The 16,294-nt window shown below is 41.8% G+C and carries 18 protein-coding genes; 17 read left to right on the top strand and 1 reads right to left on the bottom strand.

What is annotated here, in order from left to right; all coding sequences use genetic code 11:
* Positions 1-167 precede the first annotated feature (167 nt).
* From rho to MHI23_RS17165, 5 genes are all read left to right on the top strand, one after another.
* On the top strand, positions 168-1,451 hold the full coding sequence (gene rho, locus MHI23_RS17185; protein WP_008354975.1) for a transcription termination factor Rho: 1,284 nt from the start codon (positions 168-170) through the stop codon (positions 1,449-1,451).
* A 132-nt stretch (positions 1,452-1,583) separates the two neighbouring features.
* The gene (gene rpmE, locus MHI23_RS17180) at positions 1,584-1,784 is read left to right on the top strand and encodes a 50S ribosomal protein L31 (protein WP_003215407.1); all 201 of its coding nucleotides are present in this window, start codon (positions 1,584-1,586) and stop codon (positions 1,782-1,784) included.
* A gap of 87 nt (positions 1,785-1,871) precedes the next feature.
* Positions 1,872-2,474 (top strand): thymidine kinase, encoded by a 603-nt coding sequence (locus tag MHI23_RS17175; RefSeq protein ID WP_024426350.1) that lies wholly within the window; start codon positions 1,872-1,874, stop codon positions 2,472-2,474.
* Between the two features lie 279 nt (positions 2,475-2,753).
* On the top strand, positions 2,754-4,454 hold the full coding sequence (gene malS / locus MHI23_RS17170) for an oxaloacetate-decarboxylating malate dehydrogenase (protein WP_046312945.1): 1,701 nt from the start codon (positions 2,754-2,756) through the stop codon (positions 4,452-4,454).
* Positions 4,455-4,544: 90 nt separating this feature from the next.
* The gene (locus MHI23_RS17165; protein WP_034622525.1) at positions 4,545-5,501 is read left to right on the top strand and encodes an AEC family transporter; all 957 of its coding nucleotides are present in this window, start codon (positions 4,545-4,547) and stop codon (positions 5,499-5,501) included.
* Positions 5,502-5,536: 35 nt separating this feature from the next.
* On the opposite strand, the gene racA is transcribed toward MHI23_RS17165, so the two are convergent.
* Positions 5,537-6,085 (bottom strand): chromosome-anchoring protein RacA, encoded by a 549-nt coding sequence (gene racA / locus MHI23_RS17160; protein ID WP_342492120.1) that lies wholly within the window; start codon positions 6,083-6,085, stop codon positions 5,537-5,539.
* A 210-nt stretch (positions 6,086-6,295) separates the two neighbouring features.
* Between racA and prfA the strand changes: the two genes are divergently transcribed.
* The 12 genes from prfA to upp all read left to right on the top strand — a co-directional run bounded on the left by prfA (position 6,296) and on the right by upp (position 15,829).
* Positions 6,296-7,363, top strand: coding sequence for a peptide chain release factor 1 (gene prfA, locus MHI23_RS17155; RefSeq protein ID WP_024423741.1), 1,068 nt, complete (start codon positions 6,296-6,298; stop codon positions 7,361-7,363).
* Positions 7,353-8,237 (top strand): peptide chain release factor N(5)-glutamine methyltransferase, encoded by an 885-nt coding sequence (gene prmC, locus MHI23_RS17150; protein WP_342492119.1) that lies wholly within the window; start codon positions 7,353-7,355, stop codon positions 8,235-8,237. Before prfA ends, prmC begins: the two co-directional genes overlap by 11 nt.
* Before the next feature lie 141 nt (positions 8,238-8,378).
* Positions 8,379-8,858, top strand: coding sequence for a hypothetical protein (locus tag MHI23_RS17145; protein ID WP_024423739.1), 480 nt, complete (start codon positions 8,379-8,381; stop codon positions 8,856-8,858).
* Positions 8,859-8,977: 119 nt separating this feature from the next.
* On the top strand, positions 8,978-9,634 hold the full coding sequence (spoIIR, locus tag MHI23_RS17140; protein WP_125585857.1) for a stage II sporulation protein R: 657 nt from the start codon (positions 8,978-8,980) through the stop codon (positions 9,632-9,634).
* A 63-nt stretch (positions 9,635-9,697) separates the two neighbouring features.
* The gene (locus tag MHI23_RS17135; protein WP_125585859.1) at positions 9,698-10,141 is read left to right on the top strand and encodes a general stress acyl- n-acyltransferase; all 444 of its coding nucleotides are present in this window, start codon (positions 9,698-9,700) and stop codon (positions 10,139-10,141) included.
* Positions 10,142-10,302: 161 nt separating this feature from the next.
* Complete coding sequence (locus MHI23_RS17130) at positions 10,303-11,355, top strand: L-threonylcarbamoyladenylate synthase (protein ID WP_125585861.1); 1,053 nt, start codon at positions 10,303-10,305, stop codon at positions 11,353-11,355.
* 60 nt (positions 11,356-11,415) lie between these two features.
* On the top strand, positions 11,416-11,970 hold the full coding sequence (locus MHI23_RS17125; RefSeq protein WP_024423735.1) for a manganese efflux pump: 555 nt from the start codon (positions 11,416-11,418) through the stop codon (positions 11,968-11,970).
* Positions 11,971-12,033: 63 nt separating this feature from the next.
* Positions 12,034-12,492 (top strand): low molecular weight protein arginine phosphatase, encoded by a 459-nt coding sequence (locus MHI23_RS17120; RefSeq protein ID WP_024423734.1) that lies wholly within the window; start codon positions 12,034-12,036, stop codon positions 12,490-12,492.
* 133 nt (positions 12,493-12,625) lie between these two features.
* Positions 12,626-13,075, top strand: a complete 450-nt coding sequence (gene rpiB, locus MHI23_RS17115) for a ribose 5-phosphate isomerase B (RefSeq protein ID WP_003214714.1) — start codon at positions 12,626-12,628, stop codon at positions 13,073-13,075.
* Between the two features lie 12 nt (positions 13,076-13,087).
* Positions 13,088-13,627, top strand: coding sequence for a TIGR01440 family protein (locus MHI23_RS17110; RefSeq protein ID WP_024423733.1), 540 nt, complete (start codon positions 13,088-13,090; stop codon positions 13,625-13,627).
* 177 nt (positions 13,628-13,804) lie between these two features.
* On the top strand, positions 13,805-15,052 hold the full coding sequence (glyA, locus tag MHI23_RS17105; protein WP_342492118.1) for a serine hydroxymethyltransferase: 1,248 nt from the start codon (positions 13,805-13,807) through the stop codon (positions 15,050-15,052).
* Positions 15,053-15,199: 147 nt separating this feature from the next.
* A complete protein-coding gene (upp, locus tag MHI23_RS17100) occupies positions 15,200-15,829 on the top strand; it encodes a uracil phosphoribosyltransferase (protein ID WP_003214553.1) in 630 nt (209 codons plus the stop codon).
* The last annotated feature ends 465 nt before the right edge of the window (positions 15,830-16,294 follow it).

The following is a 16,294-nucleotide window of genomic DNA, read 5'->3' as shown; positions in this document are numbered from 1 at the left end:
TTGACAAAGCTCTATTTCACATTGTTCCTATCTTTCACGATAAAACGAGTGGGAGCGTTACCATCAGAGCGAGGTCATTCCAACAACAACGGAATTAAAAGCTAATCAAATACAATGGTCATGCATTTGTAAAGAAATACATTGACTAGAAAAGTGTGGTGTCCATATTGAAAGATGTATCGATTTCATCTTTGGAAAATATGAAATTAAAAGAGCTGTATGAGTTAGCAAAGCGATACAAAATCTCTTATTACAGCAAACTAACAAAAAAAGAATTAATTTTTGCCATCTTAAAGGCGAACGCTGAGCAAGAGGATCTCTTATTTATGGAAGGGGTTCTTGAAATTATTCAGTCTGAGGGATTTGGTTTCTTAAGACCGATTAACTACTCCCCAAGTTCTGAAGACATTTATATTTCAGCTTCACAAATCAGACGCTTTGATTTACGAAATGGAGATAAAGTGTCTGGAAAGGTACGACCTCCAAAAGAGAATGAACGCTACTATGGCCTCCTTCATGTAGAAGCGGTAAATGGGGACGACCCAGAATCAGCAAAGGAACGTGTTCACTTTCCTGCACTCACACCGCTATTTCCTGACCGTCAAATGATTCTTGAAACACAGCCTAATCACCTGTCTACTAGAATTATGGACATGATGGCGCCAGTTGGATTTGGACAGCGTGGTTTAATCGTTGCACCGCCTAAGGCTGGGAAAACCATTTTGCTTAAAGAAATTGCCAACAGCATTTCTGAAAATCACCCAGAGGCAGAGCTGATTGTCCTTTTGATTGACGAACGCCCAGAAGAAGTAACAGATATCGAACGTTCTGTTGCAGGGGATGTTGTTAGTTCAACCTTTGACGAAGTACCGGAAAACCACATTAAAGTAGCAGAGCTTGTTTTAGAGCGTGCGATGCGTCTTGTTGAACATAAGAAAGATGTCATCATCTTAATGGACAGCATCACAAGGCTTGCTCGTGCATACAACCTTGTGATTCCGCCAAGCGGCCGAACGCTTTCAGGCGGTATTGATCCTGCGGCTTTCCATCGTCCAAAACGCTTCTTTGGTGCTGCACGTAACATTGAAGAAGGCGGAAGCTTGACGATTTTAGCCACTGCACTTGTTGATACAGGATCACGTATGGATGACGTAATTTATGAAGAGTTTAAAGGAACTGGGAACATGGAGCTTCATTTGGACCGTTCTTTGGCCGAAAGAAGAATTTTCCCTGCGATCGACATTCGCCGTTCTGGTACGAGAAAAGAAGAACTGCTTGTGCCAAAAGAGCATCTTGATCGTTTATGGGCGATGAGAAAATCGATGTCAGATACACCTGACTTCGCTGAGAAGTTCATGCGCAAAATGAGAAAAACAAAGACAAACCAAGAATTTTTCGATATTTTAACGCAAGAATGGAAACAAGCCAATATGTCTGCATCAAGAAGATAGTTTCTCTGAAAAAATACATTTGCAATCATAGACTCACACTGTTATAATTTTATCATGTGCGTTTCAGAATTTATTTCTGAGATATTAACTCTGTTTCCGAATTGGATTCAGGGCGGAAGGAGATGACAGTAGATGAAAACAGGAATTCATCCTAACTACAAAAAAGCTACAGTCAAATGCGCTTGTGGAAATGAGTTTGAAACTGGATCAGTAAAAGAAGAGGTACGCATCGAGATTTGCTCTGAGTGCCATCCTTTCTATACAGGCCGTCAAAAATTCGCTTCTGCTGATGGACGTGTTGACCGCTTTAACAAAAAATACGGTCTTAAGTAATAATAGATACAATAAACAGGCAGGAATCCGTTCTTGCCTGTTTTTTTACGTGGATTGATGGAACTTTAAAACGGGGGAGAAGACCTTATGTATGTGATGAAACAAAGCGGTTGGCTTGAAGTCATCTGCGGCAGTATGTTTTCTGGAAAGTCGGAAGAATTGATTCGGAGAGCCAAAAGGGCCACCTTTGCCAAACAAGAAGTAAAAATATTCAAACCATCGATTGATAACCGATATAGTACAAGCTCAGTTGTGTCACATAACGGTTCATCATTAGATGGGATTGCAGTAGCCTCACCAAAAGACATAATAACGCACATATCAGAAAGAACCGATGTCATTGGCATTGATGAGGTGCAATTTTTTGATGAGACAATCATTGACATTGTCACTCAATTGGCTGACCAAGGCTATCGAGTCATTGTTGCAGGCCTGGATCAAGACTTCAGAGGAGAGCCATTTGGTGTTGTTCCGCATTTAATGGCATGTGCAGAGCTTGTAACAAAACTTCAAGCAGTTTGTTCGGTATGCGGCTCCCCAGCGAGTAGAACACAACGCTTGATCGACGGTAAACCCGCATCCTATGATGATCCTATTATTTTAGTAGGTGCGCAGGAATCATACGAAGCACGATGCAGACATCACCATGAAGTACCAAGACTTGATGTTGGTACAACACTTGACAAATAAAAAAATAGCAAATGCCGCTGTGTTTCGTTTTTCGAGATTTTGGCTGAACACCCATCATTTGTACTTAAATAAATTAAATAACACTACGATTAAATTATCTAATTTTCAACGCTTGCGTTTTGTCATAAGCAGGCATAAAATGACTAACTGTAGTGTAAAGCATTTAAACGAAAAGTTCGATTTCTTGTCATAATTTTTTTGATTAAGGATTTTTCTCCTTAATCGTTCTTTGGATTAATAGTTCACTTTATTTATATTTTAGAAAGAGGGTAGTTTTTGATGAACAACGTGAAGAAAACAAAAGAAGGGTACCTCGAAACCACTTTGACAGGTAAAGATGTATTATCGATTCCAACGTTGAACAAAGGCGTTGCTTTCTCTGAAGAAGAAAGACAAGAGCTTGGACTAGAAGGCTTACTTCCTCCAACGGTTCTAACTTTAGAACAGCAAGCGGAAAGAGCGTACAAGCAGTTTCTAGCTCAGCCGGATCGTCTTCGTCAAAACGTATACTTAAGTGATTTGCAAAACCGTAACGAAGTATTGTTCTACAAGCTTCTAACAGAAAAGCTTCGTGAAATGCTTCCAGTTGTGTACACACCAACTGTTGGTGAAGCAATTCAAGAATACAGCCATGAATACAGAAGACCTCATGGTGTCTATCTTTCAATCGACGACATTGACGGAATCGAGAAAGCATTTGAAAACTTGCACGCAACTGCTGGAGATATTGACCTCATCGTTGCAACTGACTCTGAGAGTATTCTTGGAATTGGTGACTGGGGTGTTGGTGGTATCAACATCGCAATCGGTAAATTAGCTGTTTACACGGCTGCAGCAGGTATTGATCCTAGCCGCGTGATTCCAGTTGTATTAGATGTTGGAACAAACAATGAAAAATTATTGAATGATCCATTATACATTGGGAACCATCACAAACGTGTACAAGGTGAAAAATACGAAGAATTCATTGATGCTTATGTGAAAGCAGCACTTAAATTCTTCCCGAAAGCATTGCTTCACTGGGAAGACCTTGGAAACAAAAATGCGCGTAACATCATGAAAAAATACAACGATAACATCTTAACGTTCAACGATGATATTCAAGGTACTGGTGCCATTACTTTAGCGGGTGTTCTTGCAGCTGTCAAGAAAACTGGTACTCAATTAAAAGATCACCGTGTTGTCATCTTCGGAGCTGGATCAGCTGGAATCGGAATCGCAGATCAAATGCGTGACACAATGGTTCTTGAAGGTCTAACTGAAGAAGAAGCAAACAATGCATTCTGGACATTAGACTACAGAGGATTGCTCACAGATCAATTTGAAGATGAAGTGCTTGATTTCCAAAAACCATACCTGCGTACTTCTGATGAAGTAGAAGGCTGGGCACGCGATGAAAAAGGACAAATCTCATTTGCTGAAACTGTTCGCAGGGTGAAGCCGACCATCCTTATCGGTACATCAGGTCAAGGCGGCGCATTCACTGAAGAAATCATTAAAGAAATGGCAGCTCATACAGAGCGTCCAGTGATCATGCCAATGTCTAACCCAACACCGCTTGCTGAAGCTGTTCCAGAGGATCTATTCAAATGGACTGACGGCCGTGCGCTTGTTGCAACAGGAAGCCCATTCGAAAACGTTGAGTATAACGGAATTGAACATGAAATCGGACAATCAAACAATGCGTTCGTTTTCCCTGGACTTGGTCTTGGTTCAATCGTAACAGAATCAAAAATCATCACAAAAGGCATGTTCGTTGCTTCTGCGAATGCAATTGCTGAAATGGTTGATCATGAGAAACCAGGTGCTGGTCTTCTTCCAAGTATTGATAAATTGCAAGAAGTGTCAATTCATGTGGCTGTTGAAGTAGCAAAAGCAGCAATCAAAGATGGAGTCGCTAGAAGAACGCCTGACAACATCGAACAAGCTGTGAAAGACGCAATGTGGATTCCTGAATATAAAAAAATTGTAAGAGCATAATAAAATGTGTAACGCGGCATTGCTTCGGGTAATCTAAGCAATGCCGCAATAAATAAGAAACATGTAAAGGATTTAAGGAGGAAGAGTAAGATGGACTTTTTAAATATTTTGATCCTCCTAGCACCGATTTTTTTCGTTATCGCGCTGGGTTGGTTCGCAGGACACTTCGGCAGCTATGACGCTAAATCTGCAAAAGGTGTAAGTACACTTGTAACAAAGTATGCTTTACCAGCGCACTTTATCGCCAGTATTCTGTCAACACCAAAAGATAAATTCTATAGTCAAATTCCATTTTTCGTTGCATTGATTTTCGGAATCGTTGGTTTTTATATCATTATCCTTTTAGTTACGAAATTTGCTTTTAAATATGACTTAACAGATTCTTCTGTTTTCTCGTTAAACTCAGCACAACCGACCTTTGCATTTATGGGGATTCCGGTCTTGGGCAGTTTATTTGGAGCTCAAGAGGTTGCAATTCCGATTGCGATTACCGGAATAGTTGTAAATGCAATGCTTGATCCAATTGCAATTATTGTCTCAACTGTCGGTGAAAAAACAAAAGGAAAAACAAAAGACGGCGAAAGCTTCCTAAAAATGACGACAAAAGCAATTTTGCACGGTTTATCAGAGCCGCTTGCACTTGCACCGTTAGCCAGTATCATTCTTGTTCTTTTAGGATTTAAACTTCCTGCAATCGGACATGAAATGTTAGAGGAAATTGGCAGCGTCACATCAGGTGTGGCATTATTCGCAGTCGGTGTCACTGTTGGTATCCGCAAAATTAAATTAAGCTTGCCAGCCTTCAGTATTGCATTGCTAAAAGTAGCTGTACAACCATTACTTATGTATTTTATTGCCGTTCTTATGGGTCTTTCGGCTGATGAAATTACAAAAGCTGTATTGCTTGTTGCCTTCCCAGGTTCAGCTGTTGCAGCGATGATCGCAACACGATTTGAAAAACAAGAGGCGGAAACTGCATCCGCATTTGTGATCAGTGCCATCATGTCACTCATTACATTACCGATCATTATTGCACTTACCGTATAATATAGTAGAAAGGCTGCCAAACGAGGCAGCCTTTCTTAGCGAAAAGAATGAAACAGAGGGAAGAGTACACGCTTTTTTTTGATGTCGGGGTGTGCGATTTCCTTTTTTTCTTCTACTTGTGACGGTTGTTTCAAGGTTGCGGCGAGGCGGTCAAATTTTGTGGATAAGTCTTCAATTTCTCTGCGGTGCTGAAGCAGCTGATACGATACACCTTCATCTGCCTTTTTAGCCAATTTCCGTTCAAGCTCTTGCAGGCGGTCTTCTATATCAGTGACATGTAATTGCTGCTGAATGAGCGCTTTCACTTGTTTTTCTAATGCTTCAATCCGCTGTATAGAGACATCAGCTTCGGCAGCAGGTGCTGATTGACGAACGGTTTCCTTATGGATTGGCAGTTGAATATCTTGGAGGATCACACCTTCACTCATTTGGTGTTTGACCTCTTTGAGCAGCTGTACAATATCTTCATGAAATTCATAATGTCCAAGTTCATTCCGGGCGACAGGGATGTTGAGCTGTTTGACCCAACGCTGAATCGTCTTTGAAGAAACACCAATTTCCTTTGCAACCTCATTTGTATTCAAACCAAATGCCCTCCCTTTTTTCAATTACAAGTATCATTCTCTTTTAAGAGTTCCTGTTCCTTCACGTTAGACAAAACAAGTAACCAATCGCCAAAGATCGTGTTTTCTAGCGAAAAATTGCAGGAATTCAATTGTTTTGGAAATTTTTTTGACTGTCATACCCCGCTATACTATAATTAGACTGTTACGCACAAAACAGAGGTGAAGACCATGTTAGACCGTTTAAAATCAATTGAAGAACGCTATGAAAAGCTAAATGAATATTTAAGTGACCCTGAAGTGGTGAACGACCCTAAGAAGCTTCGTGAATATTCGAAAGAACAATCCGATATTCAAGAAACTGTTGAGGTATATAGACAATATCGTGCGGCATACGACCAGCTGAATGATGCGAAAGCAATGCTCGAAGAGAAGCTGGATGCCGAGATGCGCGACATGGTCAAAGAAGAAATTTCAGAGCTCACAGAAGAAACGGAACGTTTAGAAGACGAGCTGAAAATCTTGCTGATCCCGAAAGATCCGAATGACGATAAGAACGTTATTGTGGAGGTTCGTGGTGCAGCGGGTGGAGAAGAGGCTGCTCTTTTTGCAGGAAACCTTTACCGTATGTACAGCCGTTATGCTGAAATGCAAGGCTGGAAAACGGAAGTCATGGAAGCAAGTGTCACTGGCACAGGCGGTTATAAAGAAATTATCTTTATGATCAGCGGGAAAGGCGCATACTCCAAACTAAAGTTTGAAAATGGTGCACACCGCGTGCAGCGTGTTCCAGAAACAGAATCAGGCGGACGGATCCATACATCTACTGCGACAGTCGCTGTATTACCTGAAGCTGAGGAAGTTGAAATTGATATCCATGAAAAAGATATCCGTGTGGATACATTTGCATCAAGCGGACCTGGCGGACAAAGTGTCAATACGACCATGTCTGCTGTTCGATTAACTCACCTTCCAACAGGTGTTGTTGTGTCCTGTCAGGATGAGAAATCACAAATTAAAAACAAAGAAAAAGCCATGAAAGTACTTCGTGCGAGAATTTATGATAAATTCCAGCGTGAAGCACAGGCTGAATATGATCAAACACGTAAATCTGCGGTTGGAACAGGGGATCGTTCAGAGCGTATCCGTACGTACAACTTCCCGCAAAACCGTGTAACAGACCACCGCATCGGATTGACGATTCAAAAGCTTGATCAAATTTTAGAAGGAAAACTTGACGAGGTCATTGATGCACTAATTATGGAAGACCAAGCAAGAAAGCTTCAAGATGCAAAATAAAGAGCGAACAATCTTCGAAGCCCTTAAATGGGCTTCTTCTTTGTTAACGGAAGCTGGCAGAGACCAAAATGCAGCAGAACTCCTGTTGATGCATGTGCTCGGCTGGAGCAGAAGTGAGCTTCTTGCACGATTTCATGATGCGCTGCCTGAGGAGCAAGATCAACTGTTCAGCAAATTTGTGACACAGCATAAGTCGGGTGTTCCTGTTCAGCATTTAACGGGTGTTGAATTCTTTTACGGACGTCCTTTCGAGGTGAACAAGCATGTTCTTATTCCTCGTCCTGAAACGGAAGAAGTTGTTCTGGCGGCGCTCAATTTGGTAGATGACGTTTTCCCGCCTGATCAGCCGCTTAAAGCAGTTGACGTTGGCACAGGAAGCGGAGCTATTGCGATTACGCTGGCTCTTGAAAAAAAATCACTATCTGTCACAGCGACTGATATCTCACAAGAAGCGCTTGCGGTAGCAAAACGGAATCAACAAGCGCTCGGTGCAGACGTTCATTTTTTACATGGAGATTTGCTTGAACCGGTTATAGCTCAAGGCATTAAAGTAGATGTATTTATTTCCAATCCACCTTATATTGCGGCGGAAGAAATGGATAGTCTGTCTGAGGTTGTGACGAAGCATGAGCCGGTGAATGCGCTGACGGACGGACGTGATGGCTTGTGGTTTTATCAGCGTCTCGTTCATGATCTTCCCAGCGTGCTGAGTGATCAGGCAGTTGTTGTCTTTGAAATTGGACATACGCAAGGTCAAGATGTCACAGCGCTACTTGAGCAGGCATTTCCTAAAGCGGATGTCTGCATCGTCAAAGATATTAACGGAAAAGATCGAGCTGTTTGCGCACACATTCAAAACGGAAAGTCCGGCTGAAGAAAGCCGGACTATTTTATTATGTAAAGATGAAACTTATGGTAAAAGAGAAACGTATATATAGAAGAATGAACATTCTGATCATGATTTTTTACATAAATTTGTTTTGAAGGAGCGAATGGTGTGAACAAAAGGTATGCGATGGTGTTGGTCATCGTCAGTGTACTATTGATTGTGAGTGCTTGTGGTAAACCGAGCTTTAAAAAAGAGGCAGCAGCATTTGGAGAAAGCTATAAAAAAGCACAATACACAGTGAATCGAACGGATGACCTATCTGACATGAAAGAGAAGCTGAAGGTTTATTTAACCGAACATGAATATCAAGAATATACACAAGACAGCATGTTCCCGAGCATATTAGAAGCGGCGAAGGATCAAGATTGTCAAATTAAGCTGAAAAAAATTATGTTTACGCCTTCAGATGAAAGCGATGACAGAATTGAATTTAACTATGAAATGGTGATCCAATTTATCGATCAAAAAGGGAAAGTCAAAAAAGAAATCGAGAAAAAAGGAGCCATGACTGTCATCAAAACAGAATCTGGTTTAAAAATCAGCCGAGATTGGGATGGGAGACTATACCCTTCTGACTACCAATCCTCACTCAAAAGTCGTTCTTAATGAGAACGGCTTTTTTGTTTTGACTCATAATCTATTAAAAAATTCATGTTGACTGTTTATGAGATGGGTTTCCTGGACACAATGTTTGTAGCGAAGAGAAAAAGTGGGGGGAACACACAATGTTGAAAAGTAAAACGATGATTTGTCTTTATATGTTTCTATTATTATGCGGTGCTTTTGCAAACCTTGGCAGAGAGGAGACAGCGGCTGCTTCTGCAAATCAGCCTGTTGTCATACCAGATGAAGCGATTCGATTACGCATTTTAGCAAATAGTGATCGTTCAGCGGATCAGGATGTGAAAAGAAGTATTCGTGACGAGGTCAATGCGAGTATGACGGAGTGGGTGAAAGACCTCACATCCATTGAAGAAGCAAGACGTGTCATTCGATCAAAGCTGCCAGAAATCAATCGTATTGCTAAAGCGAAATTGAAGGAACAGCACATAGATCAATCCGTATCGGTCAGTTTTCAAAAAGCTTCATTTCCAACAAAGCTCTATGGAAATTTCGTCTACCCTGCTGGGAAATATGAAGCCATTTTAATTACGCTTGGAGAAGGAGACGGAGCCAACTGGTGGTGTGTGTTATTTCCGCCGCTCTGCTTTATCGATTTTTCAAACGGAGAAGCCATCGCCTCACCAGAAGGGGATGATGATAAACAAGTGACAGCGCAGCAAAAGAAAGAGTCTGTTAATGAAGTGGTGAAAGAAGAGGAAGAAGAGACAGGTGAAGTGAAGTTCTTTTTGTTCGAATGGGTCTCTAGTCTTTTCTCTTAAAAAAGGTATAAATCGGTTTTTGCCTCATAGAGTTGAAGTAAGAGATCAAAAAGAGGTGAAAGCATGTATTATCAATTAAGAATAGCCAGAGAAGAAGATGTCCCGGCGATCAATGCTTTTCTTGAAAAGGGACAAGCAAAAGGCGGAGTAACACTTGCGGAGCGAACGGCATTTGTAGTGATGGAAGATGCGGATGGTCAGCTGGCAGGCTGCTTAGGTCTTGAAAAGCTCAATGAACAAGAGGGATTGCTGCGGTCTCTTGTCATATCAGATAAGCTCGGTCAGGGACACATTGTCTCTTTGTTCCAAAGTGTTCAAACGCTGGGTGAAAAAATGGGTGTGGATACTTTTTATGTTGTCGCAAACCATTCCTCTTCCCATGATTTTTTGGCATTAATGGGCTTTACACCTTTAAAGGAAATTCCAGAAAGCATATGGAGCTCTGCACATGCAAAAGAGACATTGGGGAAAGAACAGGCTGTGGTCCTGCAAAAAAAAGGCAGTTAATCACAAAATGATGGACTTATACACATACTTATCCACTACAAAACAAGCGTTATCCACAAATTGTGGACAACGCTTGTTTTATTGATCATCATCTTTTATACTTTCAAAAGGATAATTGAGACATATCAACAGTTTTATCTTTTTTAAAAGGAGTTTGTATGATGTTAAATACAAAAAGGTGGTCTGTGGATTTAGAAAAGGATTTATCCACATACTATCCACAAATTAAACAGGCGGCCGATCTGCTGCAGCAAAATGAAGTGGTTGCTTTCCCGACAGAGACCGTTTACGGACTCGGGGCAAATGCGAAAGAGACAGAAGCCGTTATGAAAATTTATGAAGCGAAAGGGCGTCCCAGTGATAATCCGTTGATTGTTCACATTGCGGAGGTTCAGCAGCTTCACGAATTTGCACAAATAGAAAGCGAAAAAGCGAAGGCGCTGATGGATGCCTTTTGGCCGGGCGCCTTAACCATCGTTCTTCCGTGTAAGCCAGGCACTTTATCAAAGCAGGTTACAGCAGGTTTATCCACAGTAGGTGTGAGAATGCCTGACCATCCCATTGCGCTTGAGCTCATCCGAGCAGCGGGTCTGCCAATTGCTGCACCAAGTGCCAATCTTTCGGGAAAACCTTCACCAACACAAGCAGACCATGTAGCGAGTGATCTCGAAGGGAGAATCGCTGGGATTGTGGATGGCGGTTCAACTGGTATTGGCGTTGAGTCAACGGTTGTATCCTGTATCGGTGAGACTCCAGTGATTTTAAGACCAGGCGGAATTACAAAAGAAGCATTAGAAGAGGTCGTGGGGACGGTGAGTGTGGACCCAGGGCTGACAAAAAAGGACGAAGCGCCTGTATCGCCGGGAATGAAATACACACATTATGCACCTGAAGCCAAGATGTATATCTTTCATGGAAGTGATGAAGACATGCAGCGTCACATACAGAAATACAAAGCTGAAGGGCTAAAAGTCGGAGTGCTGACAACAGAAGAAAAGAAATCGCTGTTTGCGGCAGATGTTGTGTACAGCTGTGGATATAGAGAAAAACCTGAAACGGTTGCTGCAAACCTCTATCGTGTACTGAGACAATTTGATGAAACGGATGTAGACTTGATTATATCAGAAGCCTTTTCAGAGCAGGGAGTTGGTTCTGCCATTATGAACCGTCTGCAAAAAGCCGCAGGAGGGCGTACACTCCCTTCGTTCCAATAGTTCTAACCTTTCTTGGACAAACATAGGTTAAAGGAGAATGTGTGTCCAAGGGGGATTTACATGAACGAACTAGCTGGCGAATTGCTGACACTCAGCATCATGGCTTTTGCACTTGGTATGGATGCTTTTTCGGTTGGACTTGGTATGGGGATGATTCAGCTGAGGTTCCGCCAGATCATTTATATTGGACTTGTCATTGGGATATTTCATATGTTTATGCCGCTTTTTGGCATGCTGACAGGTCAGCTCTTATCTGGATGGCTCGGTCTTCTTGCCACCTATATCGGCGGGGCGCTGCTTTTGGTGCTGGGACTGCAAATGATCGTTGCTTCTATCCGCAAAGAGGATAAGCCCTTTATCGCACCTGTTGGGGCTGGTCTCGTTCTTTTTGCGACAAGTGTAAGCCTAGACAGCTTCTCCGTTGGTTTAAGTCTCGGGATTTACGGTTCCCAGGTGTGGATGACTATTTTATTGTTTGGTTTTTTTAGTATGCTCCTCACATGGCTCGGATTATTACTCGGTAAACAGGTTCGGTCATGGGTTGGTTCATATAGCGGCGCGCTTGGCGGAATCATTTTACTAGCCTTTGGAATCAAATTATTATTTCCGCTCTAGCCAGTCTCCTTACATAACATGTAGAATGAAATGCTATATAATAGAAGAAAAGGAGGGCGAAAGATGAAAATCTTATTTGTTTGTACGGGAAATACATGCAGAAGTCCAATGGCTCAAGCCCTTTTTGCTTCCATTGCAGATGAAAAAGGTTTAGAGGTCACTGTAAAATCAGCGGGCATTTTTGCCTCCGATGAAGGGAAGGCTTCTCCTCAAGCGATCGAAGCATTATTTGAGAAAAGCATTCCACTGAATCACTCATCATCAAAATTGACAGAGGATCTTCTGCGCGAAGCTCATTACGTCTTCACGATGACGATGCAGCATAAACAGTTGATTGCAGAGCAATATGCGCATGCAAAAGGCAAGGTCTTCACTTTAAAGGAATTTGCGACAGGAACAGAAGGCGATGTATCCGATCCGTTTGGAGGAAGTCTTTCTGTTTATCAGGAAACTCGAGATGAACTAGAAGCCTTGCTGTATCAGCTCGCTGAGAAGCTGAAAAAAGATCATCATAATAGATAACTTGTAAAACCGTTGCCTCAACGGTTTTTCTGCTATTGTTTGCAAATCACTAGGCAGAGGTTAAAATATAACTGTGAATAAAGAATGAATGTAAGACATAACAGAACAACTCACCCTTAGGAGGAATTGCCCGATGAAAGTAGCCATTGCATCCGATCACGGCGGAACGAATATTCGTGAAGAAATCAAACAACTGATGGATGAATTGAAGATTGAATACATTGATATGGGTTGTGAATGCGGATCAGGTTCTGTAGACTACCCAGATTATGCTTTCCCTGTAGCCAATATGGTGGCAAACGGAGAAGTCGACCGCGGCATTTTAATTTGTGGGACAGGCATCGGCATGAGCATCTCAGCAAATAAAGTAAAAGGAATTCGCTGTGCATTGGCTCATGATACATTTAGTGCGAAAGCAACGAGAGAACATAATGATACGAACGTTCTTGCAATGGGAGAGCGAGTGATTGGACCAGGATTAGCACGTGAGATTGCGCACATTTGGCTGACGACAGAGTTTACAGCAGGACGCCATGCTGTGCGGATTGGCAAAATTGCTGATTACGAAGAAAAGCACCTATAAGGAGCGCTTAACATGAACATTGGTCAAGATTGGCTTGAAATGTTAAAAGAGTTTCATCAAACAGTTGAATTGCGTGCCGGGCAAATCTTAGTCATTGGCTGCAGTACGTCAGAAGTGGCTGGTGAGCATATTGGTACTGCAGGAAGTGAGCAAATTGCCGCCTCTATCTATCAAGAATTGGATCAGTTAAGACGAGAGACCGGCATTGAGCTCGCCTTTCAATGCTGTGAACATCTAAATCGTGCCCTTGTTGTTGAAGAAGAAGTGGCTTTCCGTTTTAACCTGGAGATCGTAGCTGCAGTACCTGTCCGTAAAGCGGGTGGTTCGATGGCGGCTCATGCGTATCAGCAAATGGAACATCCTGTATTGGTTGAATGCATTGAGGCACATGCTGGAATTGATATCGGCGATACGTTAATTGGGATGCACTTAAAGAGAGTCGCTGTACCTGTCCGCCTCAGTCGTCATCGATTAGGACATGCACATGTGACTTTTGCGAAAACGCGTCCGAAGCTGATTGGCGGAGAACGAGCCGTTTATACAAGATCATAGCTTCGATATATTTCTAATATAATGTTGAATGATGAAGACGCTTTACTACTTGAACATTCGGGTTTTCATAAAAAAGAAGTCGATTTTCCAAAAAAAACTTTTACATTTTACTCAAAAACCGTGTACAATGAGATGGTGAAAACATCGAATGGAAATAGATTGGAGAGGATTTCGCTGATGAAACATTTACCTGAGCAAGACGCACAAGTATTCAAAGCAATTCAACTAGAGCGGAAACGCCAGCAGGACAAAATCGAATTAATTGCATCAGAAAACTTCGTAAGCGAAGCAGTCATGGAAGCACAGGGCTCTGTATTAACAAACAAATACGCTGAGGGTTATCCTGGTAAACGCTACTATGGCGGCTGTGAACATGTAGACGTTGTGGAAGATATCGCACGTGACCGCGCAAAAGAAATTTTTGGCGCTGAGTATGTGAACGTACAGCCTCACTCAGGTGCTCAAGCGAACATGGCCGTATACTTTACAATTCTTGAGCATGGCGATACAGTACTGGGCATGAACTTATCACATGGCGGGCATTTAACACATGGAAGCCCTGTAAACTTTAGTGGTGTACAGTACAACTTTGTAGAATATGGTGTAGATAAAGAAACTCAGCATATCGACTATCAAGATGTACTTGAAAAAGCACGTGAACATAAGCCGAAACTCATCGTTGCGGGTGCAAGTGCATACCCACGCCAAATTGATTTCAAAAAGTTCCGTGAGATTGCTGATGAAGTCGGTGCTTACTTTATGGTCGACATGGCTCACATTGCTGGTCTTGTTGCAGCAGGTCTTCATCCAAATCCAGTTCCTTACGCAGATTTTGTGACAACAACAACTCACAAAACATTACGCGGACCTCGCGGCGGAATGATCCTATGCCGTGAAGAGTTTGGTAAAAAGATCGACAAATCGATCTTCCCTGGTATTCAAGGTGGACCACTGATGCATGTCATCTCTGCAAAAGCTGTTTCTTTCGGTGAAGTATTGAACGGAGATTTCAAAACATATGCACAAAACGTCATTGATAATGCAAAACAACTAGCTGAAACACTTTTATCTGAAGATATTCAGCTTGTATCTGGCGGAACAGATAACCATCTTGTTCTCATCGACTTGCGTTCTCTTGGCATCACAGGAAAAATTGCAGAAAACGTTCTTGATGAAATCGGTATTACAGTGAACAAAAATGCAATTCCTTATGATCCAGAGAAACCATTTGTCACAAGCGGTGTACGTGTAGGTACAGCAGCAGTAACAAGCCGCGGTTTTGATCAAGAAGCGATGAAAGAAGTCGGTTCCATTATTGCACTTGCGCTAAAACATCATGAAGATGAAGCGAAATTAGAAGAGTCGAAAAAGCGTGTATCTGATCTTACGGCCCGTTTCCCTCTATATAACGAATTAGATTATTAAAAAACAGACCCATTTGCCTATTTTTGGCATGTGGGTTTTTTTTGTAGGATTTGCGAATCATATTGAAAGATGATGTCTTTTTATGTAGAATTGTAGGAAGTGTGCAAAGTTCACCGGAAGATGACAGAAAAGGAGTTGTAGCAAGCAATGGCAAAGGTTTATGTATTTGATCACCCGCTTATTCAGCACAAACTTACATATATTCGTGACGTTCATACAGGAACTAAAGAATTTAGAGAGCTAGTGGATGAAGTCGCAACATTAATGGCATTTGAAATCACAAGAGACTTACCGCTTGAAGAGGTAGATGTAGAAACACCTGTACAAGTAGCGAAATCAAACGTGATCTCAGGGAAGAAACTCGGGGTTGTGCCAATTTTAAGAGCAGGTCTTGGAATGGTAGACGGGATTTTGAAACTCATTCCAGCTGCTAAAGTGGGACATGTCGGTTTATACCGCGATCCGAAAACATTAAAGCCTGTTGAATATTATGTGAAGCTTCCATCAGATGTGGAAGAACGTGAATTTATCGTAGTAGACCCAATGCTTGCAACTGGCGGTTCAGCAGTCGAAGCGTTAAACAGCTTGAAAAAACGTGGTGCGAAAAACATTCGCTTTATGTGTCTGATTGCTGCCCCTGAAGGTGTAGAAGAAATGCAAAAGCATCATCCAGATGTTGATATCTACATTGCAGCATTAGATGAGAAACTAAACGAAAAAGGTTACATCATCCCAGGTCTTGGTGATGCTGGTGACCGTATGTACGGAACGAAATAAGAAAGTCTTAATAAAAGCCCACATGCAAACGTGCATGTGGGCTTTTTGAAATATATGACAAACGGTTGATACCGTTCTTAGAAAAATCAATGTATACTGAACATTGGCTGTTTTTTTCAATGAATGTCACATCTCTCCTAAAGTTTGATGAAATTGTGAACATTTTGTGTGCTCTATCACTATAGAAAAGTTTTTTAACTTTCAACCGATTGACACATCATAGACGCTATTGTATGCTAAACGAGGGTATTATGGTAAGGTTTTCATAGCCTATAGCACTCTACTAATCCTCATTGTGAACCCTTTAATAATCAGGGTTTGTATCAACGAATGAAGCAGCATCCCATAGATCTAAAGATTTCAAGTCTGATTGTGCAATTAGACCGATGGGTGATTGATTTTTTTCGAATAGGACGGCTTATCATCAGCGTCTTCTACGCAGTTTTCATCACCATTTATCACCTT

Source organism: Bacillus sp. FSL M7-0003 (genome assembly GCF_038628485.1).
GTDB classification, from domain to species: Bacteria; Bacillota; Bacilli; order Bacillales; family Bacillaceae; genus Bacillus; species Bacillus safensis.
The sequence above is the reverse complement of the archived record's forward strand: the minus strand, read 5'-3'. Positions and strand labels throughout refer to the sequence as shown.

Excerpts from the sequence above, each read along its gene's own strand:
- MHI23_RS17165 (WP_034622525.1), top strand. The coding sequence starts at position 4,545 with ATGGACTTTTTAAATATTTTGATCCTCCTAGCACCGATTTTTTTCGTT.
- rpiB (WP_003214714.1), top strand. The coding sequence starts at position 12,626 with ATGAAAGTAGCCATTGCATCCGATCACGGCGGAACGAATATTCGTGAA.
- upp (WP_003214553.1), top strand. The coding sequence starts at position 15,200 with ATGGCAAAGGTTTATGTATTTGATCACCCGCTTATTCAGCACAAACTT.
- MHI23_RS17175 (WP_024426350.1), top strand. The coding sequence starts at position 1,872 with ATGTATGTGATGAAACAAAGCGGTTGGCTTGAAGTCATCTGCGGCAGT.
- prfA (WP_024423741.1), top strand. The coding sequence starts at position 6,296 with ATGTTAGACCGTTTAAAATCAATTGAAGAACGCTATGAAAAGCTAAAT.
- rpmE (WP_003215407.1), top strand. The coding sequence starts at position 1,584 with ATGAAAACAGGAATTCATCCTAACTACAAAAAAGCTACAGTCAAATGC.
- MHI23_RS17130 (WP_125585861.1), top strand. The coding sequence starts at position 10,303 with ATGTTAAATACAAAAAGGTGGTCTGTGGATTTAGAAAAGGATTTATCC.
- glyA (WP_342492118.1), top strand. The coding sequence starts at position 13,805 with ATGAAACATTTACCTGAGCAAGACGCACAAGTATTCAAAGCAATTCAA.
- MHI23_RS17145 (WP_024423739.1), top strand. The coding sequence starts at position 8,379 with ATGGTGTTGGTCATCGTCAGTGTACTATTGATTGTGAGTGCTTGTGGT.
- MHI23_RS17135 (WP_125585859.1), top strand. The coding sequence starts at position 9,698 with ATGTATTATCAATTAAGAATAGCCAGAGAAGAAGATGTCCCGGCGATC.
- MHI23_RS17125 (WP_024423735.1), top strand. The coding sequence starts at position 11,416 with ATGAACGAACTAGCTGGCGAATTGCTGACACTCAGCATCATGGCTTTT.
- MHI23_RS17120 (WP_024423734.1), top strand. The coding sequence starts at position 12,034 with ATGAAAATCTTATTTGTTTGTACGGGAAATACATGCAGAAGTCCAATG.
- prmC (WP_342492119.1), top strand. The coding sequence starts at position 7,353 with ATGCAAAATAAAGAGCGAACAATCTTCGAAGCCCTTAAATGGGCTTCT.
- MHI23_RS17110 (WP_024423733.1), top strand. The coding sequence starts at position 13,088 with ATGAACATTGGTCAAGATTGGCTTGAAATGTTAAAAGAGTTTCATCAA.
- spoIIR (WP_125585857.1), top strand. The coding sequence starts at position 8,978 with ATGTTGAAAAGTAAAACGATGATTTGTCTTTATATGTTTCTATTATTA.
- malS (WP_046312945.1), top strand. The coding sequence starts at position 2,754 with ATGAACAACGTGAAGAAAACAAAAGAAGGGTACCTCGAAACCACTTTG.